Genomic DNA, 22,742 nt, shown 5'->3' with positions numbered 1-22,742 from the left:
GGGTCTCCAGCGCCCACGCTTGGCCGACTCACGTAATTTATCCCTCAAACCGCAGGATCACCCGGCGGTTATGCTTGCTCTTCTTCTCGATTTTTTCGCAGAACACCCGGCCGATTTCTTCGGTATTGATCACGTGGGTGCCACCGCACGGCTGGATATCGATCCCGGCGATTTCTATTACCCGCACCGAGCCCTGGATGACCGGTGGCGCCACCGCCTGGGTGCGGGTGATCTGCAGCAGGGTCGAGTATTCCGAGGCGGGCATCGACAGGGTCTTCACGGCATGGGCTTGTTCGATCAAGGCATTAAGGTCGCGGGTGATGCTGTCCTTGTCGAGGGTCATTTCCGGTAAATCGAAATCCAGGCGGCCTTTGTCTGCGCTGATGCTGCAGCCGGTGACGGGCGCATCAATGATCGAGCACAGCAGGTGCAGGCAGGTGTGCATCTTCATGTGCTGGTAGCGCCGTTCCCAATCCAGGCCGGCATCCACCTGCACGCCCGCCGCCAATTGCTCGGGGCAGTGTTCAACCTGGTGCCAGATGATCGAGCGCAACACCGGGTCGCGCACGGTGCCGGTCACGTTGACCCGCGTGCCGTCGGCCAGGGTCAGGTGCCCGGTGTCGCCCGGTTGCCCACCGCCGGTGGGGTAGAACAGCGTGTGTTCCAGGGCAATGCCTTGTTCACTGACGGCAATCACCCGGGCGCTGAAGGCGTTCTGGTAGGGCGCGCTGTCAAACAGCGCCAGGGTTTCCATGGTATGCACGGACATGTTCAACCTCCGACGATCAGTGGGCTGGCTTGCAGCAGGTGACGTACCATTGCGCTCAAGCCAGGCGGGGAGAGCAGGGTGATCTCAAATTCGGGGCCACAGACTTTCAGGTTCAGCGGCAAGCGTGGCAGATGGTCGCCGGTATCCAGGCGACGCAGACGAAACTGCAAGTGATGGCGCTCCTTCACCGTGGGCTCCAGCAGCAGCCCCTGCAAAGGGTGAAAGTCGGCATCCAGCACCGTGACCTTGTGGCTGGCGCTGACTTCGCCAACCACGTGCAAACGCTCATCCAGCGCGAAAGCCCCCAGGTAATTGCTGTGATCCGATTCGGCATTCTTTTGTAATTGGATCTGGTTGACCACCTTGACCTTGGTGCCCGCCGGCACATCCTGGGTGATCACACACGAAGGGCTGATAAACACGTTGTCGCCAATCAGCACATAGCCCAGCACACGGGCGCCGGAGCCGACCTCGACGTTATTGCCCAGGCGCGGGTGGCGTTTGCCGTCCGGATTATTGGCAATGCCTCGGGCGCCGAGGGTCACGCCGCAGAGGATGTAGCAATCGTTACCGATCTCGCAGGTTTCGCCGATCACGGTGCCGAAGCCGTGATCCAGCACAAAGCGCCGGCCAATGCGGGCTGCGGGGTGGATTTCGGCGCCGGAGAGGATTTTGCCCTGGTTGCTGAGCTTGAGAGCCATGCGTGAAAACACACCGTTGGCCGGGTCGGGAAAATTCCACACCAAGTGTGCCAGCCGGTAGAACAGCACTGCCTTGAACGACGCGTAGGATTCCAGGATCAGTTCGCCACGCCCACGGGACGCCGGGTCGCGATAGGCATAGGCAATCAAGTCCTCTGCCACGGCCTGGGCGGCGTTCTGGATCAATGGCGCCAAATGCGGCTCCAACTGCTTCATCTGCGCAGGCGTCAGGGTCTGGATGAGGTGAGTGAGCAACTCATCGTGCAGCTGTTGCATGTCGATAAAGCCCCCCATGGAGGCACCCCCACAGTCTGGATGGTTGAAAAACCGATTATTCGAAATTGGGCAGGTAGCTATCGGCATTGTCGTAGACCATGGTCAACACCACCGTTTCAGGCGGGAGTTCGGGAGCGAGTTGGGCAATGGCAACCATGTTGGCGGCCGAAGACAAACCCAAGCTGATGGCGTCGGTGCGCATGATGCGTTTCATCATGTCGAGGCACGCCAGGCGTGAGACCTTGAGCATGCCGTCCAGTACACCCACGTTAAGAATGCTCGGGATCAAGCCGATCGACAGGCCCTGAATATGGTGCGGCGCGTGCTGGTCCTTGAGCAGGTCGCACTCCTCCGGTTCCACACCCATGATGCGCATCGCGGGCCAGGCTGCCTTGAGGGTTTCGCCGATGCCGGTGATATGGCCACCGGTGCCGATGCCGCTGACGAAGTAGTCCACCCGCTGCTCGCCGAACGCGCGGAGGATTTCCGGTGCGGTGGTGTCGCGGTGAGTCTGCGGGTTGGCGCCATTACGCTGCTGGTTGAGCATCACGAAGTTGGGGTTTTCCAACTGCAGTTCCATGCACTTTTCGCCGTGGGAGTTGTTGCCCAGACGGCTGTCCGACAGCACCACCTTGGCGCCGTATAAACGCAGCAGTTTCTGTTTTTCGGGGCTGTAGTTGTCAGGGATCACCAGCACCACTTTGTAGCCCAGCACATTGCCGGCCATCACCAGGCCAATGCCGGTATTGCCGCCGCTGGGCTCGATGATGGTTTGCCCGCAGTTGCGAATCAGCACGCCTCGGCGTTCTGCGTCGAGGATCATGCCCAGGGCAATACGCGCCTTGTGGCTGCCGCCAGGGTTGAGGGATTCGAGCTTGGCGTAGACCTCGATGCCGAGGTCTTCGGAAAACTGCGCCAGGCGCACGATCGGCGTATGGCCGATCACGTCGAGAATGGAGTTATGCAACATCGCTCAGCCCCCGGATCAGTACAAAGGCATGTCGGGTTCGACGTCGCGAACCCAATGTTTCATGCCGCCCTGCAGGACTTTGGTATTGGCGAAGCCGGCGGCCAGCAGGGTGCCGGCCGCTTGCTCGGCGCGGGTTCCGGCGTAGCAGATCAGGTAATGGGTATTGTCGCGGCTGAGGCTGTCCAACTGCCCATCCAGTTCGGCCAGGGGGATATGCACCACGCCCGGCAATTTGCACACCTCCAGCTCGCTGGCGTCGCGCACATCCAGCAGCACGTCGGCGCTGCGTGGGTGTTCGAGCAGTTGCTTGAGCACGCGTGGTTTGATGTAGCGCTCCTCGGCCAACGCGGGCTGGCTCGGGAGGGCGTCCGCGCAAACGGCTGGCGCGACGCTTTCGCTGTGGCGCAGGTCTGAGCAGCATGGGCAGTCGGCACGGCGTTTGAAGCGGATCTCGCTGAACTTCATGGCCAGCGCGTCGAAGCGCATCAGGCGGCCCGACAGCGGTTCGCCGATGCCGATGAGTAATTTAATCGCTTCGGTGGCCTGGATCATCCCGACCACACCCGGCAGCACACCGATCACGCCACCGGCGCTGCAATTGGGTGCCAACTCGGCCGGCGGTGCTGAAGGAAACAGGCAGCGGTAGCACGGCCCGCCTTTGTAGTTGAGCACGCTGATCTGCCCATCGAAGCGGTAGATGGCGCCGTACACCAACGGTTTGCCCAGTTGCACGCAGGCATCGTTGACCAGGTAGCGGGTGTCGAAGTTGTCAGTGCCGTCGATCACCAGGTCATAAGCGCCGACCAGCTCCAACGCATTGTCGGCGTTGAGAGCGGTGTCGTGGGCATTGATCTGGATATGGCTGTTGAGGTCTTGCAGCCGCCGCTTGGCCGACTCGACCTTGGGCATGCCCAAGGTGCTGTTGCCGTGCACGATCTGGCGTTGCAGGTTGCTGCTCTCGACCACGTCGAAATCCACCAGGCCCAGGGTGCCGATGCCGGCTGCCGCGAGGTACAGGCTGATGGGCGAACCCAGGCCGCCGGTGCCGATGATCAGTACCTTGGCTTTTTTCAGGTTCAACTGGCCTTCCCGGCCGACGCCGGGCAGGGTGATGTGGCGTACGTAGCGCTGCACTTCTTCGTTGCTCAGTTGGTCGACGTCCATGCCACCGGAGGTGGCCAGCAGCACTTCGATTTTGGCTTTTTCCGGCAACTGCTCATCGGCGCCGATCAGTTCTTCCTCGGCGGTGAACAGGAAGTGTTCCTTGAGCTGGTTGTTCTTTTCATGAAACAGGTGCGTGCGCAGCTGTGGGTGGCTGCTGCAGAGGCTTTCAATGACTTCGCGCAATGTCGATCCAGTGCCCTCAAGGGTCGATTCCGGCAGCTTGGCCACGCGAACCAGAATATCGGGGAAAGAGACAGCGTTCATGGACAACTCCGTGTGCAGGTCGTTGAAGGGTTTAAGGGCGAATTGCTTGCCATCCCAGGCAAACAGCTTTGAGCCCAGGGCCTGGCCCTGGCGCACGTCCACCACCAGGTAGCTGACGGGGTGGATCGGCTCACCCAGGAACAGTGCCTTGTCCTGGTCTTCATCACTGAAATAGGCGCCGACGTCCGGGTGGGAGTGGTAGATCACCACCACCGGGTTGTCGCTGCGAAACGCCTTGTTCATCAGCAGGGTGTCGGCCACCGAAAAGGTATAGCCATTGGCCGCGCTGCGCGGGTACATCTCGGGGTTCTTGTGGTGCAGCTCATTCTGGATATTGTTGCCCAGGTACACACTGCCATCGGCGAAGACAAAACCGCAGCATTCTTCCGGGTAGCTGCGGCTGGCATGGGCATAGATCTGTTCCAGAGCGGTGGGGCGGAGGACTTCCATGTTTCTCTCGCGTTGTTGTAGTTGTGGTTTAAGGGTCAATTTTTCTTGGCCAGGAGTTTTTCAACTGGCAACTTGGTGATCGCAAAGCCGGCCAGCAGAATGGCCGAGTACAGCATCAGGTCACGGGAAATTTCCACGCCCTCGTACCAGGCGCCGATGATCACCGCGAACACCGGGAAGATGATGAACACGAATGACAAAATGATCGGGCTCAAACGTTTGAGCAACATGAAGTACACGATAAACCCGCCCACCGACGCCACCAATCCCAAGTAGAACAAGGCACTCCATGAACGCAGGGTGATGTTTTCGAACGTCGGTGTTTCAAACCACAGGCCGGCCACGAACAGCATCAACCCGGCGATGCCGATGGGCAATGTGTTGTAGGTAATCACGCTGATGGCGCTGCCTTTTTGCTTGGTGATGACGTAGCACAAGGCATGCATGATCGCGGCGGTCAGAATTGCCAGCACGCCGAAGAATTCGGCGTGGTCCAGGTGCAGGCCCTGGCTCTTGATGATCATGTAGAGGCTGCCGAAACCGATGCCGATGCCGACCACTTGGGAAAAGTAGATGCGCTCGCGCAAAAACAGCGCGGAAAAAATCAGGATGAACACCGGCATGCAGCTGAACAGCAGCGCGGTGAGGCCGGACGACACATGCATCTCGCCGTAGTTGAGCAAGTAATAGGGAACGCTGAAGTACGACAGGGTCACAAATACGAAGAACCAGCGGCTTTCGCGCGGGAACAGGATCGGCTCGCGGCGCACCAGGGCAAAACACAGGAACAGCGGGAACGCGATCAGAAAGCGCAGCCCGGCGGACGTCAGCGGCGGCACGCTTTCGACGGCGATCTTGATGCCCAGCCAGGTGGTGCCCCAACTCAGGCACACGATAAGAAACATCACGCTGGTGACCAGACCGGCCAACCACTGTTTCTGATTTTTTGTTTTTGTAGTGTTTTCAAGAACGGCGGACATTGGCATCGTTTATTGCTTCCCTGAGCCGGAATTGAACTCTATATTGACTGTGTATTAAGTTGTTTCATCCGGTGATTGAACCCGTAAAAGCACACTATTAGGGCGAATGATGGCTGTCAAAACAAATATTGACATGGTGTCAATTATGCGTGAGGGGTTGTCCAGCGGTCAGGGCGTCAAGTACAAACGCCTGTCCGATGTGATGGAGCGAGGCATCCTTGAAGGCTTGATTGAGCCGGGGCGCAAACTGCCGCCCCATCGGGTTCTTTCCGATAACCTCGGCGTGACCATCGGCACCATCAGCCGAGCCTACGGCGAGCTGGAACGCCTGGGGTTAGTGGTGGCGCGTGTCGGTGACGGCACTTTCGTGCGCAAGCGTGGGATGGAGCGCCAGCGTGATGAAGGCTTTCGCAACGTCAGCGAAGAGCCACGCCAGTACTTCGATATGAGCCGCAACATGCACATTCCCGGGCAAGAGACGGTGTTTCTGGCCCAGAGCTTCCAAACCTTGTCGACCAACGCCAAATTCCTTCAGGACATCAGCGCCTATACGCCGGACGCCGGTTTGCCGCGCTACCGCGAGGCCGGTGCGCAATGGCTGGTGCAGCGCGATTTTCATCCGATTCCCGAGCAGGTCATCTGCGTCAACGGCGGCCAGCATGGCCTGCTCTGCGCCATGATGGCGTTGCTGCGGGCGGGGGATACGGTGGTCACTGAGCAACTGACTTACCCAGGGCTTATCACCGCCGCACGTATGCTCGGTGTACGGCTGATCGGCCTGGAGATGGATGACGAAGGCGTGCTGCCGGGTGCGCTGGATGAAGTCTGTCGTAATCACCGGGTTTCGGCGCTGTACTGCACGCCGACGATCCAGAACCCGACCACGGCCGTGCTGTCGGTCGCACGCCGGGAAGCGCTGGCCAAGGTGTGTCGCGAGCATAATCTGCTGATTCTGGAAGACGAAGCCCACGGCGTGTTGGTGGAAGATCGCCCGCCACCGCTGAGCTTTTTCGCGCCCGAGCGTACGATTTTGATCAGCAGCCTGAGCAAGGCGGTGTCTGCCGGGCTGCGGGTGGGGTATGTGCATGCGCCACCGGCATTGGTCAGCCGGATTTCGGCGGCCTTGCGCTCGACCTGCTGGATGGCTACGCCGGTGACGCTGGAGCTGGCGACGCAATGGATCGAAAACGGCACGGCGGAATACCTGCTGCGCCAGCAAATCAACGAGATCATCCGGCGAAAAGCACTGGTGCGCGACCTTTTGGTCGGTTTGGAATACCGCACTCACCTCAACAGCCCACACTTCTGGATTGAAGTGCCGGAGCCCTGGCGTGCGTCGGAAATCGAGGCGGAGCTCAAGCAGAATAATTACCTGATCGCCACCGCTGAGGCATTTGCCGTAGGGCAGACGGCGGTGCCGCAGTTTATTCGGGCGAGTATCTGTAATACGTCAGGCGATGATCAGTTGCTGCGTGAGGGCTTTGATGCGCTGGCCACCGCGTTGGGGCAGGGCGGTGACAGGTTTCAGCTGTAGGCAGGTTTACCGCGTTATCGTTCATCGCAGGCAAGCCAGCTCCCACATTTGGAATGCATTCCCCTGTGGGAGCTGGCTTGCTGGGGCCAGTTCAGGTCTCCACCAGAATCTCCCCCATTTGGAATGCATTCCCTTGTGGGAGCTGGCTTGCCTGCGATGGCGCCCGTGCAGGCACCCACTATTTGAAGCGGCGCTCCACACCTTTTTCCACCAGAATCTTCGCCGAAATCTCTTCCACCGAAAAATGCGTGGAATTGATGTGCGCAATATTCTCGCGACGGAATAGATTTTCCACTTCGCGCACCTCGAACTCGCACTGGGCATAGCTGGAGTAGCGGCTGTTGGGCTTGCGCTCGTTGCGGATGGCGGTAAGACGGTCCGGGTCGATGGTGAGGCCGAACAGCTTGTGCGAATGCGCACGCAGGGCGGCAGGCAGCGTCAGGTGCTCCATGTCGTCTTCGGTGAGCGGGTAGTTGGCTGCGCGGATACCGAATTGCATGGCCATGTACAGGCAGGTCGGGGTCTTGCCGCAGCGAGACACGCCCACCAGGATCAAGTCAGCCTTGTCATAGTAGTGGGTGCGGGCGCCGTCATCGTTGTCGAGGGCGAAGTTCACCGCCTCGATACGCTCCATATAGTTGGAGTTGTGGCCAATGGAATGGGACTTGCCCACGGAGTAGGAGGAATGTTCACTCAGCTCCTGTTCCAATGGCGCCAGGAACGTAGAGAAGATGTCGATCATGAAACCATTGGAGGTTGCCAGGATCTCACGAATGTCTTGATTGACGATGGTGTCGAAAATGATCGGGCGAAAACCGTCTTTTTCAGCCGCCAGATTGATTTGTTGTACCATGGCCCGCGCTTTATCCACGCTGTCTATATAAGGCCGCGTGAATTTGGCGAAGGTAATGTTTTCGAACTGCGCGAGCAGGCTCTGACCCAATGTTTCGGCTGTGATGCCGGTGCCGTCGGAGATAAAGAAAGCAGATCGTTTCATTTGAGCCCTGGGCCTTAAGCTGATGGCGAATCTTGGATATGATAGGCGCGATTTTGCCGTCCCGCAGTGGGCCGCATTCTCACTTATTTTCCAGGTCCAGGCCACAAGCGCTGGCGTTTGCTCCTACTGAGCCGCCGGCGTCCTGAGCTTTTCCAACACAGAAAGTGGAGAGATCACCTTGGTAGAGTACGTAGTTTCCCTCGATAAGCTCGGCGTCCATGATGTAGAGCATGTGGGGGGCAAGAACGCATCCCTCGGCGAGATGATCAGTAATCTTGCAGGCGCTGGTGTGTCGGTGCCCGGTGGTTTCGCCACCACGGCCCAGGCTTACCGCGATTTCCTCGAGCTGAGCGGCCTCAACGCCCAGATCCACGCCGCGCTGGACGCCTTGGACGTCGATGACGTCAATGCCCTGGCGAAAACCGGCAGCCAGATCCGCCAATGGATCATGGACGCCGAGTTCCCCGAGAAGCTCAACGAAGAAATCCGTACCGCCTTCGCAGTACTGTCGGCCGGCAACCCGGACATGGCAGTTGCCGTGCGCTCCTCGGCCACCGCCGAAGACTTGCCGGACGCCTCTTTTGCTGGCCAGCAGGAAACTTTCCTGAACATCCGCGGCGTTGAAAACGTGATCCGCGCCGCCAAGGAAGTGTTTGCCTCGCTGTTCAATGACCGCGCTATTTCCTACCGCGTACACCAGGGTTTCGACCACAAGCTGGTGGCCTTGTCTGCCGGTGTGCAGCGCATGGTGCGTTCGGAAACCGGCACCGCCGGCGTGATGTTCACCCTGGACACCGAATCCGGTTTCCGTGACGTGGTGTTTATCACCGGCGCCTACGGCTTGGGCGAAACCGTCGTACAAGGCGCGGTTAACCCGGACGAGTTCTACGTCCACAAACACACCCTTGAGGCCGGCCGCCCGGCCATCTTGCGCCGCAACCTGGGCAGCAAGGCCATCAAGATGATCTACGGCGACGAGGCCAAGGCCGGTCGCTCGGTGAAAACCGTTGAAGTCGACAAGGCCGAACGCGCGCGTTTCTGCCTGACCGACGCTGAAGTCAGCGAACTGGCCAAACAAGCGATGATCATCGAAAAGCACTACAAGTGCCCGATGGACATCGAGTGGGCCAAAGACGGTGATGACGGCAAGCTGTACATCGTGCAAGCGCGTCCGGAAACCGTGAAGAGCCGCACTTCGGCCAATGTGATGGAACGCTACCTGTTGAAAGAAACCGGCACTGTGCTGGTGGAAGGCCGTGCCATCGGCCAGCGCATCGGCGCCGGCAAAGTGCGGATCATCAAGGACGTGTCTGAAATGGACAAAGTCCAGCCCGGTGACGTGCTGGTCTCCGACATGACCGACCCGGACTGGGAACCAGTGATGAAGCGCGCCAGCGCCATCGTCACCAACCGTGGCGGGCGTACCTGCCACGCGGCGATCATTGCCCGTGAGTTGGGGATTCCCGCAGTCGTCGGTTGCGGCAACGCCACCCAACTGTTGAAAGACGGCCAGGGTGTGACCGTGTCCTGTGCCGAAGGCGACACTGGCTTCATCTTTGAAGGTGAACTGGGCTTCGATATCAAGCAAAACTCCATCGATGCGATGCCGGACCTGCCGTTCAAGATCATGATGAACGTCGGCAACCCCGACCGTGCGTTCGATTTCGCGCAGTTGCCGAACGCCGGTGTGGGCTTGGCCCGCCTCGAGTTCATCATCAACCGCATGATCGGCGTACACCCTAAGGCGCTGTTGAATTACGACGGCCTGCCGCTGGAAATCAAGGAAAGCGTCGACAAGCGCATCGCCGGCTACAACGATCCAGTGGGTTTCTACGTCGAGAAGCTGGTGGAAGGCATCAGCACCCTGGCGGCGGCGTTCTACCCGAAAAAGGTCATCGTGCGCCTGTCGGACTTCAAGTCCAACGAGTACGCCAACCTGATCGGCGGCAAGCTCTACGAGCCCGAAGAAGAAAACCCGATGCTGGGCTTTCGTGGCGCTTCGCGTTACATCAGCGAAGCCTTCCGTGACTGCTTCGAACTCGAATGCCGTGCCCTCAAGCGCGTGCGCAACGAGATGGGCCTGACCAACGTCGAGATCATGGTGCCGTTTGTACGGACCCTGGGCGAAGCGAGCCAAGTCGTCGACCTGCTGGCTGAAAACGGCTTGTCCCGCGGCGAGAATGGCCTGCGCGTGATCATGATGTGCGAACTGCCGTCCAACGCCATCCTGGCCGAGGAGTTCCTGGAGTTCTTCGACGGCTTCTCCATCGGTTCCAACGACCTGACCCAGTTGACCCTGGGCCTGGACCGTGACTCGGGGATCATCGCGCACCTGTTTGATGAGCGTAACCCTGCGGTCAAGAAGCTGCTGGCCAACGCCATTCAGGCCTGCAACAAGGCCGGCAAGTACATCGGTATCTGCGGCCAAGGCCCTTCCGACCACCCGGACCTGGCCAAATGGCTGATGGAGCAGGGTATCGAAAGCGTCTCGCTGAACCCCGACTCCGTGCTGGAAACCTGGTTCTTCCTGGCGGAAGGCCAAGCGTCCGCTTAAGGACGTGACGTCAAAAGTGCCGGTCACCCAGCCTGGGTGACCGGCATTCTTATCTGTACAGGGCGGAATTCCATCCGGACGCCGCCCTTTTTTGTGCAAGAGCATTATGCAAAGCAGCAGCAACCTATTTCCCGTCGCCTTGATCAGCGCTGAACGTCGTGGCGACCTGAGTGAAGATGTGTACCGCCTCAAACCCGGCAACAGCCCCGACGGCACTGTTGAGCTGGCTGTGACCCGTTTGGGCCTGGCAGATGTCCCGGAAAACCGGGGCACGCCGGTAATTTTATTGCACGGCAGTTTTTCCAATCGGCGCTTCTGGTATTCGCCCAAAGGTATCGGCCTGGGCGCTTACCTGGCGCGTCAGGGGTTTGATGTGTGGATCCCGGAAATGCGCGGCCATGGCCTGTCCAAGCGCAATCAGGATTACGCCAGAAACCGCGTCGCCGATTATGCGCGTTACGATTTGCCGGCGATCGGCGCGTTTGTCCGTGAGCAAAGCGCACAAATCCCGCACTGGATCGGCCACTCCCTGGGCGGCACTGCCTTGGCAGCGGCTTTGGGCGGTCAGCACCTTGGCGCGCCAGCCGTGGCGTCGGTAGCCCTGTTTGGCTGCCAGGTCAGCCGCACCCACTGGCCGTTGAAGATTCCGCCGCTGGAGTGGACCGGCCGTTTGCTCTTGAAACGCTTTGGTGAAGTATCCGGTGTACGGCTCAAACGCGGCCCCGAGGACGAGCCGGCGGGCGTGATGATCGAAGCCATGCGCTGGAACGGCCTGTTCGGTCGTTTTGGCGATGGCAAGCAGGACTGGTGGAAAGGCCTGGCCGATGTCGACGTGCCGCTGCTGGCGGTCAGCGCTGCTGGCGATCAACAGGACCCGGACTGGGCTTGTCGCAAGTTGTTCGAACAAGTTGGCTCTGAACACCGCCAATACCTGTGCCTGGGGCGCAAGCAAGGCTTCAGCGGGGATTTCGGGCACGTCGAGATGCTGGTCAGCAAGGCCGCGCAGGCCGAAGTGTGGCCGTTGATGGCGCAATGGCTGAAAGATCCACTGACACCTTTATTCGCAGCAGAGCCCCAAGTAGCTGCAACGGTTTAGCACAACCGCTCTGCCAAGGGCGTTTCACTCCAGAGAGGTTGCGGCTAAGATATGACGCGTCAAACGCTTCTGGTCATATTCAGTCGCGCAGTCGCTATTGCGTTGCGATGGCGTGGGTCTGATCATGGCCGCCGCTGAGGGGTGAGCGCTTAAACTTCAGCCGTTGTGACGCGTTTTTCTGATGTACACCGTGGGATGTTCGACCTCTTCCTTGATGACAGGAGTTTCCCGATGATTCATTACGTGACGCCCGATCTGTGCGACGCCTACCCGGAGCTGGTGCAGGTAGTTGAGCCGATGTTCAGTAATTTCGGTGGCCGAGACTCCTTTGGCGGTGAAATCGTCACCATCAAGTGCTTCGAAGACAATTCGCTGGTCAAGGAACAGGCCGACCAACCAGGCGCCGGCAAAGTGCTGGTGGTCGATGGCGGCGGTTCCCTGCGTCGCGCGCTGCTGGGCGACATGATCGCCGAGAAAGCTGCAAAAAATGGTTGGGAAGGGTTGGTGATCTACGGTTGCGTGCGTGATGTCGACGTCCTCGCCCAGACAGACCTGGGTGTGCAGGCGTTGGCGCCTCACCCCATGAAGACCGACAAGCGCGGCATTGGCGACCTGAACGTGGTGGTGACGTTTGCCGGCGTGACATTCCGCCCTGGTGAGTACGTCTACGCCGACAATAATGGCGTGATCGTTTCGCCAAGCCCGCTGAAAATGCCTGAATAAACCGCAGTAGCCGAAAGGGGTGAGGATGTTCGAGGAAGAAAACGCGCAATGGGGGCTGGTGCATGCCCTGGTGCTGGACGGTAAAGGCGGTGCGCGTTCGATTGCCCGGACTGAGCTCGATGATTTGCAGCTGCAGCCCCAGGAAAGCCTGTGGCTGCATTGGGATCGCAGCCATCCACAGACTCAGACCTGGTTGCGTAAATCCAGCGGTTTGAGCGAATTTGCCTGCGACTTGTTGCTGGAGGAAAACACCCGACCGCGCCTGTTGCCGCTGCCGGACAGCGAATTGCTGTTGTTTCTGCGCGGAGTCAACCTCAACCCTGGCGCCGAGCCGGAAGACATGGTCTCGGTGCGTATTTTCGCGGCAGCCAGTCGCGTGATTTCCCTGCGCTTGCGCCCATTGCGGGCTACCGATGAGCTGCTGGTGCAACTGGCTGAAGGCAAAGGGCCAAAAACCGCTTCTGAACTCATCCTTTATATGGCGCAGTACCTGACCAATAAAGTGCAGGATCTGGTCACCGACCTGTCCGAAGTCGTCGATTTAGAGGAAGAAAAACTCGATGCCGACGAACGGTATACTCCGGAGCACGGCAACGTCTTGCAGATCCGTCGACGGGCTGCCGGATTGAAGCGTTTCCTGGCGCCGCAGCGGGATATTTTTGCGCAGCTGACGCGGATCAAATTAGCGTGGTTTTGTGATGACGATGCTGACTACTGGAACGAATTGAACAACAGCCTGACCCGCTACCTGGAAGAGCTCGAACTGACCCGGGAGCGCGTGGGGCTGGTACTTGAGGCCGAAGACCGGCGCTTGAGCGTACGCATGAATCGCACCATGTACCGCTTCGGGATCATCACCGGGATCTTCCTGCCGATGAGTTTTCTGACCGGTTTGCTGGGTATAAATGTGGGCGGGATTCCGTTCTCTGCCAGCCCCTATGGATTCGTGATTGCCTGCTTGTTGATGGTCTCGGTAGCACTCGGTCAATGGTGGCTATTTCGACGATTGCGCTGGGTTTGACCTGAATATGACCTGAACACAGGCAGGGGCACATGTGACCCAAAGAATTTAACCCTCGTCTTTTAACTCACTTGCGAGAGGTCTTTATGCACGATCCGTTCGAACAGTCTTTGCGTGACATGCTCAATGCGTCGCCATCCAACCGTGATGACGATGCATGCCTGGGCCGCGTGTTGAAAACCGCCAACCGTCAGGTAGGGGCGGGTGACCTGTTCGGTCTGCTGGGTCGTTGGTTGCCGGCGTTGATGATGGCCCTGAACAATGGTTCGGCCCACGTATCGCCGGTTTCGCGTCGTAAACCTCTTGCTCGCACTGCTGATAAGGCTGATTGAATATGGAACTTGATCTCTGGACCCAGAGCCTGGTCACCGCGATGACCGCATTGTGGACCAAGGTGGCGAATTTCATTCCCAACCTGTTTGGTGCTCTGGTTTTGGTGTTGCTGGGCTTTGTCGTGGCCAAGTTGCTCGACACCCTGCTGTCCAAATTGCTCGCAAAATTGGGGCTGGATCGCTTGATGGCGGGCACCGGCCTGACCAAGCTGCTGGGCCGTGCCGGGCTGCAAGTGCCGATCTCAACCCTCATCGGTAAGATCGTTTATTGGTTCGTTCTGCTTATTTTTCTGGTTTCTGCGGCTCAATCCCTTGGACTTGAGCGAGTTTCAGCTACGCTCGACATGCTGGCGCTGTATTTGCCGAAGGTTTTCGGCGGCGCGCTGGTGTTGCTGGTAGGTGTTTTACTGGCGCAACTGGCCAACGGGCTGGTGCGCGGTGCTGCTGAAGGCGTGGGGTTGGACTATGCTGCGGGCCTGGGGCGAATTGCCCAGGGGCTGGTGATCATCATCAGTATTTCCGTCGCGATCAGCCAGCTGGAGGTCAAAACTGACCTTCTAAACCACGTGATTGTGATTGTTTTGATTACCGTTGGTCTGGCAGTTGCGCTGGCCATGGGTTTGGGAAGCCGGGAAATTGCCGGTCAGATTCTTGCGGGAATCTATGTGCGTGAGCTGTATCAGGTTGGGCAACAGGTGCGTGTGGGCGAGGTCGAAGGGCAAATCGAGGAGATCGGCACGGTCAAGACGACGGTGCTGACCGATGACGGTGAGCTGGTATCGCTGTCCAATCGGATTCTCCTCGAGCAGCAGGTCAGTAGCCGCTAACCCGGCAAATCCTGCTAATGTACGCCGCCGCAAACCCGGGAGACCGGGCTGTAGCGGACATTGACCTGACTGTCGGCACGACTTGTTTTGAATAAAGCCCAAACGCTGTCCACGCGCTATGACCCCCGTGAGCTCTCTGATGAGGAGTTGGTCGCGCGCTCGCACACGGAGCTGTTTCACGTAACACGCGCGTACGAAGAATTGATGCGCAGGTATCAACGCACTCTGTTCAACGTTTGTTCAAGGTATTTAGGGAACGATAGAGATGCGGATGATGTCTGTCAGGAAGTGATGCTCAAGGTGCTGTACGGCCTGAAGAACTTCGAGGGCAAATCGAAGTTCAAGACATGGCTCTATAGCATCACGTACAACGAGTGCATCACGCAGTATCGTAAGGAACGGCGAAAGCGTCGCTTGATGGACGCTTTAAGTCTGGACCCCCTTGAGGAAGCGTCTGAAGAAAAGGCGCCGGTACCCGAGGAAAAGGCCGGACTTGATCGCTGGTTGGTGCATGTGAATCCGATTGACCGGGAAATTCTGGTGCTACGATTTGTCGCAGAGCTGGAGTTTCAGGAAATTGCTGACATCATGCACATGGGTTTGAGTGCTACAAAAATGCGTTACAAGCGTGCTCTTGATAAATTACGTGAGAAATTTGCGGGCGAGACTGAAACTTAGTGCGTGGCAAATATCTCTTACGTGTAGGCAAGTTCTGTTAGACTTGTCGCCGAGTTGTCCCCCGGTTTGTGGGACTGCTTTACAATCACCAGATGGGGATTTAACGGATGAAACTGAAAAACACCTTGGGCTTTGCCATTGGTTCTATTATTGCCGCTACTTCTTTCGGCGCACTGGCACAAGGCCAAGGCGCAGTTGAAGGCGAGCTGTTCTACAAGAAGCAGTACAACGATAGCGTTAAGCACATCGAAGACGGCTTCAACCCAGGCGCTCGCATTGGTTACTTCCTGACCGACGACCTGTCGTTGAACCTGTCCTACGACAAAACCAACCACACCCGTTCGAACGACGGTACTGGCAGCCAGAAGATCGGTGGCGACACTAGCAGCCTGACTGCTCAGTACCACTTCGGCCAGGCTGGCGTTGACAGCCTGCGTCCATACGTAGAAGGCGGTTTCGGCCACCAAAGCCGTGGCAACGTCAAAGCTGACGGCCACAGCGGTCGCGACCAGTCCACCCTGGCTATCGCCGGCGCTGGCGTGAAGTACTACTTCACCAACAACGTGTACGCTCGTGCCGGTGTTGAAGCTGACTACGCACTGGACAACGGCAAGTGGGACTACTCCGCACTGGTCGGCCTGGGTGTGAACTTCGGCGGTAACGCTGGCGCAGTTGCTCCAGCTCCTACCCCAGCACCAGCTCCAGAGCCAACTCCAGAGCCAGAAGCTCCAGTTGCTCAGGTTGTTCGTGTTGAGCTGGACGTTAAGTTCGACTTCGACAAGTCGGTTGTTAAGCCTAACAGCTACGGCGACGTGAAAAACCTGGCCGACTTCATGGCTCAGTACCCAGCTACCAACGTAGAAGTTGCTGGTCACACTGACTCCATCGGTCCAGACGCCTACAACCAGAAGCTGTCCCAGCGTCGTGCTGACGCTGTTAAGCAAGTCCTGGTTAAAGACGGCGTTGCTCCTAGCCGCATCACCGCGGTAGGTTACGGCGAATCCCGCCCAGTTGCTGACAACGCAACTGAAGCTGGTCGCGCTGTTAACCGTCGCGTAGAAGCGTCGGTTGAAGCTCAAGCTCAGTAATTACTGAGTGGTAGAAAAAAGCCCGGCTTAGGCCGGGCTTTTTTTTGCCTGAAATTTACCTCAGGCGCTGGCTGACACTGTGATAGAGGCGGCTTGCCCTGCGCCAGCAACACTGCCGATCACCAGGATTGCAGGGCTTTTCAGAGCAAATACCTGTGCATCGGTATGCATGTGCGCCAGAGTGCTGCGGCACTCGCGTTGCTGAGGCAATGAGGCGTTCTCGATCATCGCCACCGGCATATCCGCTGCCATTGCGCCCTCCAGCAATTGCTGACGAATCTCCTCCAGCTTCGCTACGCCCATATACACCACCAATGTCGTACCGCCCTCGGCCAAGGCACGCCAGTTCAGGCTGCTGTCGTCCTGGGTATGCGCAGTGACCAGCGTCACACCGCGGCTGACCCCGCGCAGCGTCAGGGGAATATCGCAGTTCGTTGCACCTGCCAGGCCCGCGGTAATCCCGTTGACCAATTCCACCTCAACCCCGCGTTCACGCAACCACAGCGCTTCTTCGCCGCCCCGGCCGAAAATACACGGGTCGCCGCCCTTAAGTCGCACCACGCATTTGCCTTGGCGCGCATAGCGCAGCATCAGGCGGTGGATAAAATCCTGGGGTGTCGAACGGCAGCCGCCGCGCTTGCCCACGGTTATCACCCGAGCGTCCGGGCAGTGCTCCAGCACCCTCGGGTTGACCAAATCATCGATCAGCACCACATCGGCTGCGTGCAGGGCGCGTACCGCCTTGAGGGTTAACAACTCCGGATCACCGGGGCCTGCGCCTACCAGCCAGACTTTTGCGCTCATGTTTATCCCCTCACACACTGATTGCGATTGGCAGCGACGTGCTGGCCAAAAGACGTTTGATTTCCGGTACACAAGAGCCGCACTGCGTGCCGCAGCCCAGTTCCTGCTTAAGCCCGGCCAGGTCCAGGCCACGGCCGATACCGGCGCATACCGCGCTTTCACTGACGTTCTTGCAGTTGCACAAAATTTTACTGCTGGCTGCCGCGCCGCCCGGTGGTGCACTGAGTGGCGCCAGCAGCCAGCGCCGTAGTTGATCGTCGGCACGGCCTTCCAGCCACAAACGCTGCAACCAATGCCGTGCCAGGGTTTCGCCGGCCAGGCGCAGCGCGGTGATGCGGCCTTTTTCGATTTTTACCCGCTTGCCAATCGAACGCCGCGGATCGTCATAGGCCATGACCGGGCCGTCATTGAGGCCCAGCAGTTCGTCGATACGGGTTAACAGTTGCAAGTCGGGCGCCTCGGTATGGGCTGCGCGCACCAGAAGAGCCGGCCGTTCACGCCCGGCCAGGCTCAAGCTGACGTAGGCAAAGCCCTCACACAGCGGGCGTAGGGCGTCAAAGTGTTGCTGCACATTTCCTTCGATCAGCGCGAACAGCTGCCACGGCAGTTGCACTGGCTCCAGGCGCACGCCGCTGTGTTTGAGTTCGGGCTGTTTCGACAAGGGGTCGAACGCCGGCTGGGTAAGGGCATTAACACCGCCCTTGAGAAAGCGATCACCCCAATGCATCGGCAGGAATGCCTGGCCCGGGCGCACGCTGTCATCGCTGCTGACGGCGATAATCACGCTGCCACGACGGCTTTTCAGGCTGACCAGATCGCCCTCTTTGAAACGGTGCCGACGCAGCTCATCCGGGTGCAGGCTCAGCAGTGCTTCATTGACGTGCCCGAACAACTGCGCGGCTGTGCCGGTGCGGCTCATGCCGTGCCATTGATCGCGCAGGCGCCCGGTGATCAGGGTCAGTGGGAAGCGCGCGTCACGTTGTTCTTTGGCGGCGCGGTAAGGGTCGGCGATAAAGTGCGCGCGGCCGCTGTCTGTCGGGAACACACCCTCGGTGTACAGGCGCGGCGTGCCCGCTTGTGCGCCCTCGGGAAATGGCCATTGCTGCGGGCCGAGCTGATCGAGCAGAGCATGGCTGATTCCCGACAGGTCAAGGTCGCGGTTACGGGTCAACATCTTGTACTCATCAAAGATCTGCGCCGGTTGCTCGAAGGCGAACAAACTCGGCAACCCCGGACGCAAGCGTCGCTCAAGGCGCTGTGCGAAATCCACGGTAATCGCCCAGTCCGGCCGTGCTTCCCCGGGTGGGTCGATGGCGCGGCGTACGTGGGAAATCCGCCGTTCGGAATTGGTCACCGTGCCTTCTTTCTCGCCCCAACTGGCGGCGGGTAACAGCAGGTCGGCGTAGGCGGCGGTTTCGGTGGTGCGAAAAGCCTCCTGCAACACCACGAACGGGCAGGCCGCTAATGCCGCACGCACGCTGTTCTGGTCCGGCAAGGATTGCGCGGGGTTGGTACAGGCAATCCACACGGCCTTGATCTTGCCGGCCTGGATCTGTTCGAACAGTTCGATAGCCGTCAGCCCGGTAGGCGCCGGCAACGATTCAACGCCCCAATAAGCCGCGACTTCAGCCCTGTGCTCAGGGTTGGCCGCCTCGCGATGCCCCGGCAACAGGTTCGACAAACTGCCGGTTTCGCGCCCGCCCATGGCATTTGGCTGGCCGGTCAGGGAAAACGGCCCGCAACCCGGCCGACCGATAGTGCCGGTGGCCAGGTGCAGGTTGATCAGCGCACTGTTTTTGGCGCTGCCGGCGGTGGACTGGTTGAGCCCCATGCACCACAGCGAGAGAAAACTGCCGGAGGTGCCGACCCACTCTGCACACACGCGCAACTGCTCGACGCTGATGCCGCACAACTGCGTGACCATCTGCGGCGTGTAGTCATGCACCAGTCGTTTCAACTCGAGCAACCCATCGGTATGCGCCTGGATAAAGTCGCGGTCGATCCAGTCTTCCCACAGCAACAGGTGCAAGATCCCATGGAACAGCGCCACATCGGTGCCCGGCAGGATCGCCAGGTGCAGGTCGGCCAAATCGCAAGTGTCTGTGCGCCGTGGGTCGATCACCAGCACTTTCATCTGCGGGCGCCGCGCCTTGGCTTCCTCAAGACGTCGGAACAATACCGGATGGGCGTAGGCCATGTTGCTGCCGACGATCATCACGCAATCACTTGCCTCCAGGTCTTCATAGCTGCACGGCGGCGCATCGGCGCCCAGGCTGCGCTTGTAGCCGACCACTGCCGAAGACATGCACAGCCGCGAATTGCTATCGATATTGTTGGTGCCCACCAGCGCGCGGGCCAGCTTGTTGAAGCTGTAGTAGTCCTCGGTCAGCAACTGGCCAGAGATGTAAAACGCCACGCTGTCCGGTCCATGTTCGGCAAGGGTGTCGGCGAACACGTTGGCCGCGTGGTCCAGGGCGGTGTCCCAGTCGGTGCGGGCGCGGGACAGGCCTTTGCCCAGGCGCAGTTCCGGGTACAAGGCACGGGCGGTCAGGTCGCCGGTCAGGTGCAGGCTCGAACCCTTGCTGCACAACTTGCCGAAGTTGGCCGGGTGGTTCGGGTCGCCTTGCACCCCCAGGATCTGCACGCCGTCATGCTCGATCAGCACGCCGCAACCCACGCCGCAGTAACAGCAGGTGGACGCGGTGGTCTGTCGGTTCATCAACCGGCGTCCCGCAGGGCCAGCATCACCCGGCCGTTTTCTACGCGGGCGGGGTGATGATGGGCGCAGCCGATGTCCGGCGCCTGGGCTTCACCCGACGCCAGGTCGATCTGCCAATTGTGCAGCGGGCAGGCCACGCGCTTGCCGTAGATCAAGCCTTGGGACAGCGGCCCGCCTTTGTGTGGGCAGCGGTCATCAAGAGCGAAAACCTCATCGTCACTGGTACGAAAAATCGCAATATCGCCTTTTGGCCCATTGATGATGCGCGAGCCCAGGGCGTTGATTTCATCGAGGGCGCAGATATCCAGCCAGTTCATGCCGACACCTCCAGCTGTTTGACGGGGATGACCTCGAATTCCTTTTTCAGCAGCGGCTGTTCCAGGCGTTCTTTCCACGGGTCTTGTTCGAATGACAGCGAGAATTGCAGGCGCTCGTTGAGGGTCTGGCGCCGGGCCGGGTCTTCCAGAACGGCTTTCTTGATGTGCTCCATGCCTACCCGTTGCAGGTAATGCACGGTGCGCTCGAGGTAGAAAGCCTCTTCGCGATACAGCTGCAGGAACGCGCCGTTGTATTCGCGCACCTCTTCGGCAGTTTTCAGCTTGACGAAAAACTCCGCTACTTCGGTCTTGATCCCGCCGTTGCCGCCGATGTACATCTCCCACCCGGAGTCGACGCCGATAATGCCGACGTCCTTGATGCCCGCTTCCGAGCAATTGCGTGGGCAACCGGACACCGCCAGCTTGACCTTGTGCGGCGACCACATATTGAACAGGTCGTGCTCCAACTCGATACCCAACTGCGTGGAGTTCTGCGTGCCGAAGCGGCAGAACTCGCTGCCCACGCAAGTCTTCACGGTGCGGATGGATTTGCCGTAAGCGTGGCCGGAGGGCATGTCGAGGTCCTTCCACACACCGGGCAAATCCTGTTTCTTGATGCCCAGCAGGTCGATACGCTGGCCACCGGTGACCTTGACCATTGGCACGTTGTACTTGTCGGCCACATCGGCAATGCGCCGCAACTCCGACGGATTGGTCACGCCGCCCCACATCCGTGGGACTACGGAGTAGGTGCCGTCTTTCTGAATATTGGCGTGGGCGCGTTCGTTGATCAGGCGCGATTGCGGGTCGTCCTTGGCCTCGCCGGGCCAGGTGGAGATCAGGTAATAGTTCAGGGCCGGGCGGCAGGTCGCGCAGCCGTTGGGGGTGCGCCAGTTCAGGTAGCTCATGGTGCCGGCGATGGTCAGCAGGTGCTGGTCGCGGATCGCCTGGCGGATTTGCCCATGGTTGAGGTCGCTGCAGCCGCAGATGGCTTTTTCGCTTTTGGGTTTGACGTCGGCGGCGCCGCCCACGGTGTTGATCAGGATCTGTTCCACCAGCCCGGCGCAGGATCCGCAGGAGCTGGCGGCTTTGGTGTGCTTCTTCACATCGTCAACGCTGAACAGCCCGTGTTCCTGAATCGCCTTGACGATGGTGCCTTTGCACACGCCGTTGCAGCCGCAGACTTCAGCGCTGTCGGCCATGCTCATGGCTTTGTCCTGGCCTTGGTGGCCGACATCGCCTAAAGCATTTTCGCCAAACATCAGGTGATCACGAATCTCGCCAATCGCGTGGTTCTCACGGATCTGGCGGAAATACCAACCACCGTCGGCGGTATCGCCGTACAGGCACGCGCCAACCAGGATGTCGTCCTTGATCACCAGCTTCTTGTACACGCCGCCAATCGGGTCGGAGAGGGTGATGGTCTCAGTGCCTTCGCCACCCATGAAATCCCCGGCGGAAAACAGGTCGATACCGGTGACCTTCAGCTTGGTCGAGGTCACCGAGCCTTTGTAAGTGGCAAAGCCCAACTGGGCCAGGTGATTGGCGCAGACCTTGGCCTGTTCGAACAGCGGCGCCACCAGGCCGTAGGCGATCCCACGGTGGCTGGCGCACTCGCCGATGGCATAGATGCGCGGGTCGTAGGTTTGCAGAGTGTCATTGACCAGAATCCCTCGGTTGCAGGGGATGCCGGATTTCTCTGCCAGTTCGGTGTTGGGGCGGATGCCGGCGGCCATCACCACCAAGTCGGCGGGGATGATGTCGCCATTCTTGAACTGCACCGAGCCGACACGACCATTGCCGGCGTCGTGCAGGGCCTGGGTTTGCTCGCACAGGCGAAACACCAGGCCACGGCTTTCCAGTTCGGTTTGCAGCAACTGGCCGCTGGTCTTGTCCAGCTGGCGTTCCAGCAGCCATTCGCCGATGTGCACCACGGTCACGTGCATGCCGCGCAACATCAGGCCGTTGGCGGCTTCCAGGCCGAGTAGGCCGCCGCCGATGACCACCGCGTGCTTGTGGGTCCTGGCGGTGTCGATCATGGCCTGGGTGTCGGCGATGTCGCGGTAGCCGATCACACCCTGCAAGGTATTGCCGGGGATTGGCAGGATAAAAGGCGTCGAGCCGGTGGCAATCAACAGACGATCGTACTCGGCCTCGCTGCCGTCCTCAGCGATGACGATGCGTCTTACACGGTCGATCTGCACCACTTTGCGGTTGAGCAACAGCTTGATGTGGTTGTCCAGGTACCAGTCGAGGTCGTTGAGCACGATCTCTTCGAAGGTCTGCTCGCCGGCCAGCACCGGTGACAGCAGGATGCGGTTGTAGTTGGTGTGGGGCTCGGCGCCGAACACCGTGATGTCGTACAGGTCGCTGCTCAGCTTGAGCAATTCTTCAAGGGTGCGAACCCCGGCCATGCCGTTGCCGATCATCACCAGTTTGAGTTTTTTCATGTCGTTCTCCGCAATGGCTCGACAAATC

The 22,742-nt window shown here is 59.4% G+C and carries 19 protein-coding genes; 9 read left to right on the top strand and 10 right to left on the bottom strand.

From position 1 onward, the window contains the following. Nucleotides 1-37: 37 nt before the first annotated feature. Genes HBO41_RS02110 through HBO41_RS02090 form a run of 5 tightly spaced genes read right to left on the bottom strand, consistent with a single transcriptional unit; the run spans nucleotide 38 to nucleotide 5,523 of the window. Nucleotides 38-769 carry an alanyl-tRNA editing protein gene (locus tag HBO41_RS02110; protein WP_099548796.1) on the bottom strand — a complete coding sequence of 244 codons (732 nt, stop codon included), beginning with the start codon at nucleotides 767-769 and terminating at the stop codon, nucleotides 38-40. 2 nt (nucleotides 770-771) lie between these two features. Further along, complete coding sequence (locus HBO41_RS02105; protein ID WP_017134751.1) at nucleotides 772-1,764, bottom strand: serine O-acetyltransferase; 993 nt, start codon at nucleotides 1,762-1,764, stop codon at nucleotides 772-774. A gap of 37 nt (nucleotides 1,765-1,801) precedes the next feature. Continuing rightward, a complete protein-coding gene (locus tag HBO41_RS02100) occupies nucleotides 1,802-2,716 on the bottom strand; it encodes a PLP-dependent cysteine synthase family protein (protein ID WP_017134752.1) in 915 nt (304 codons plus the stop codon). Nucleotides 2,717-2,731: 15 nt separating this feature from the next. Then, nucleotides 2,732-4,594, bottom strand: coding sequence for a molybdopterin-synthase adenylyltransferase MoeB (moeB, locus tag HBO41_RS02095; RefSeq protein WP_099548797.1), 1,863 nt, complete (start codon nucleotides 4,592-4,594; stop codon nucleotides 2,732-2,734). 35 nt (nucleotides 4,595-4,629) lie between these two features. Then, a complete protein-coding gene (locus HBO41_RS02090) occupies nucleotides 4,630-5,523 on the bottom strand; it encodes a DMT family transporter (RefSeq protein WP_017134754.1) in 894 nt (297 codons plus the stop codon). A gap of 160 nt (nucleotides 5,524-5,683) precedes the next feature. Between HBO41_RS02090 and HBO41_RS02085 the strand changes: the two genes are divergently transcribed. Beyond that, complete coding sequence (locus HBO41_RS02085) at nucleotides 5,684-7,108, top strand: PLP-dependent aminotransferase family protein (protein WP_169984974.1); 1,425 nt, start codon at nucleotides 5,684-5,686, stop codon at nucleotides 7,106-7,108. 178 nt (nucleotides 7,109-7,286) lie between these two features. Here the strand turns inward: HBO41_RS02085 and HBO41_RS02080 are convergent, their stop codons facing one another. Beyond that, nucleotides 7,287-8,105, bottom strand: a complete 819-nt coding sequence (locus tag HBO41_RS02080) for a pyruvate, water dikinase regulatory protein (RefSeq protein ID WP_003193298.1) — start codon at nucleotides 8,103-8,105, stop codon at nucleotides 7,287-7,289. 178 nt (nucleotides 8,106-8,283) lie between these two features. Here HBO41_RS02080 and ppsA point away from each other — a divergent pair, with 178 nt between their 5' ends. From ppsA to HBO41_RS02040, 8 genes are all read left to right on the top strand, one after another. Continuing rightward, nucleotides 8,284-10,659, top strand: a complete 2,376-nt coding sequence (gene ppsA, locus HBO41_RS02075; RefSeq protein WP_017134756.1) for a phosphoenolpyruvate synthase — start codon at nucleotides 8,284-8,286, stop codon at nucleotides 10,657-10,659. A 106-nt stretch (nucleotides 10,660-10,765) separates the two neighbouring features. Beyond that, a complete protein-coding gene (locus tag HBO41_RS02070; RefSeq protein ID WP_017134757.1) occupies nucleotides 10,766-11,755 on the top strand; it encodes an alpha/beta fold hydrolase in 990 nt (329 codons plus the stop codon). 234 nt (nucleotides 11,756-11,989) lie between these two features. Continuing rightward, nucleotides 11,990-12,478, top strand: coding sequence for a ribonuclease E activity regulator RraA (gene rraA, locus HBO41_RS02065; RefSeq protein ID WP_169985266.1), 489 nt, complete (start codon nucleotides 11,990-11,992; stop codon nucleotides 12,476-12,478). Nucleotides 12,479-12,503: 25 nt separating this feature from the next. After that, a complete protein-coding gene (locus tag HBO41_RS02060) occupies nucleotides 12,504-13,499 on the top strand; it encodes a zinc transporter ZntB (protein ID WP_138814349.1) in 996 nt (331 codons plus the stop codon). Between the two features lie 86 nt (nucleotides 13,500-13,585). Beyond that, nucleotides 13,586-13,831: a hypothetical protein gene (locus HBO41_RS02055; protein WP_005790375.1), complete on the top strand. Its 246-nt coding sequence runs from the start codon at nucleotides 13,586-13,588 to the stop codon at nucleotides 13,829-13,831. 2 nt (nucleotides 13,832-13,833) lie between these two features. Beyond that, nucleotides 13,834-14,658 carry a mechanosensitive ion channel family protein gene (locus HBO41_RS02050; RefSeq protein WP_003193288.1) on the top strand — a complete coding sequence of 275 codons (825 nt, stop codon included), beginning with the start codon at nucleotides 13,834-13,836 and terminating at the stop codon, nucleotides 14,656-14,658. 87 nt (nucleotides 14,659-14,745) lie between these two features. After that, nucleotides 14,746-15,336, top strand: a complete 591-nt coding sequence (gene sigX, locus HBO41_RS02045) for an RNA polymerase sigma factor SigX (protein WP_017134760.1) — start codon at nucleotides 14,746-14,748, stop codon at nucleotides 15,334-15,336. Between the two features lie 107 nt (nucleotides 15,337-15,443). Beyond that, nucleotides 15,444-16,424: an OmpA family protein gene (locus tag HBO41_RS02040; RefSeq protein WP_169984972.1), complete on the top strand. Its 981-nt coding sequence runs from the start codon at nucleotides 15,444-15,446 to the stop codon at nucleotides 16,422-16,424. 60 nt (nucleotides 16,425-16,484) lie between these two features. On the opposite strand, the gene cobA is transcribed toward HBO41_RS02040, so the two are convergent. From cobA to nirB, 4 genes are read right to left on the bottom strand one after another with little or no spacing between them, the layout of a single operon-like run. Continuing rightward, nucleotides 16,485-17,228: a uroporphyrinogen-III C-methyltransferase gene (gene cobA, locus HBO41_RS02035; protein WP_169984969.1), complete on the bottom strand. Its 744-nt coding sequence runs from the start codon at nucleotides 17,226-17,228 to the stop codon at nucleotides 16,485-16,487. Nucleotides 17,229-17,238: 10 nt separating this feature from the next. Beyond that, nucleotides 17,239-19,947 (bottom strand): nitrate reductase, encoded by a 2,709-nt coding sequence (locus HBO41_RS02030; RefSeq protein ID WP_169984967.1) that lies wholly within the window; start codon nucleotides 19,945-19,947, stop codon nucleotides 17,239-17,241. Further along, on the bottom strand, nucleotides 19,947-20,264 hold the full coding sequence (gene nirD / locus HBO41_RS02025) for a nitrite reductase small subunit NirD (protein WP_017134764.1): 318 nt from the start codon (nucleotides 20,262-20,264) through the stop codon (nucleotides 19,947-19,949). Before nirD ends, HBO41_RS02030 begins: the two co-directional genes overlap by 1 nt. Continuing rightward, nucleotides 20,261-22,714: a nitrite reductase large subunit NirB gene (gene nirB / locus HBO41_RS02020; protein ID WP_169984965.1), complete on the bottom strand. Its 2,454-nt coding sequence runs from the start codon at nucleotides 22,712-22,714 to the stop codon at nucleotides 20,261-20,263. Before nirB ends, nirD begins: the two co-directional genes overlap by 4 nt. Between the last annotated feature and the right edge of the window lie 28 nt (nucleotides 22,715-22,742).

This window comes from Pseudomonas sp. WS 5146 (genome assembly GCF_012985495.1).
GTDB classification, from domain to species: domain Bacteria; phylum Pseudomonadota; class Gammaproteobacteria; order Pseudomonadales; family Pseudomonadaceae; genus Aquipseudomonas; species Aquipseudomonas edaphica.
This window is presented reverse-complemented; position numbering and strand designations above follow the sequence as displayed.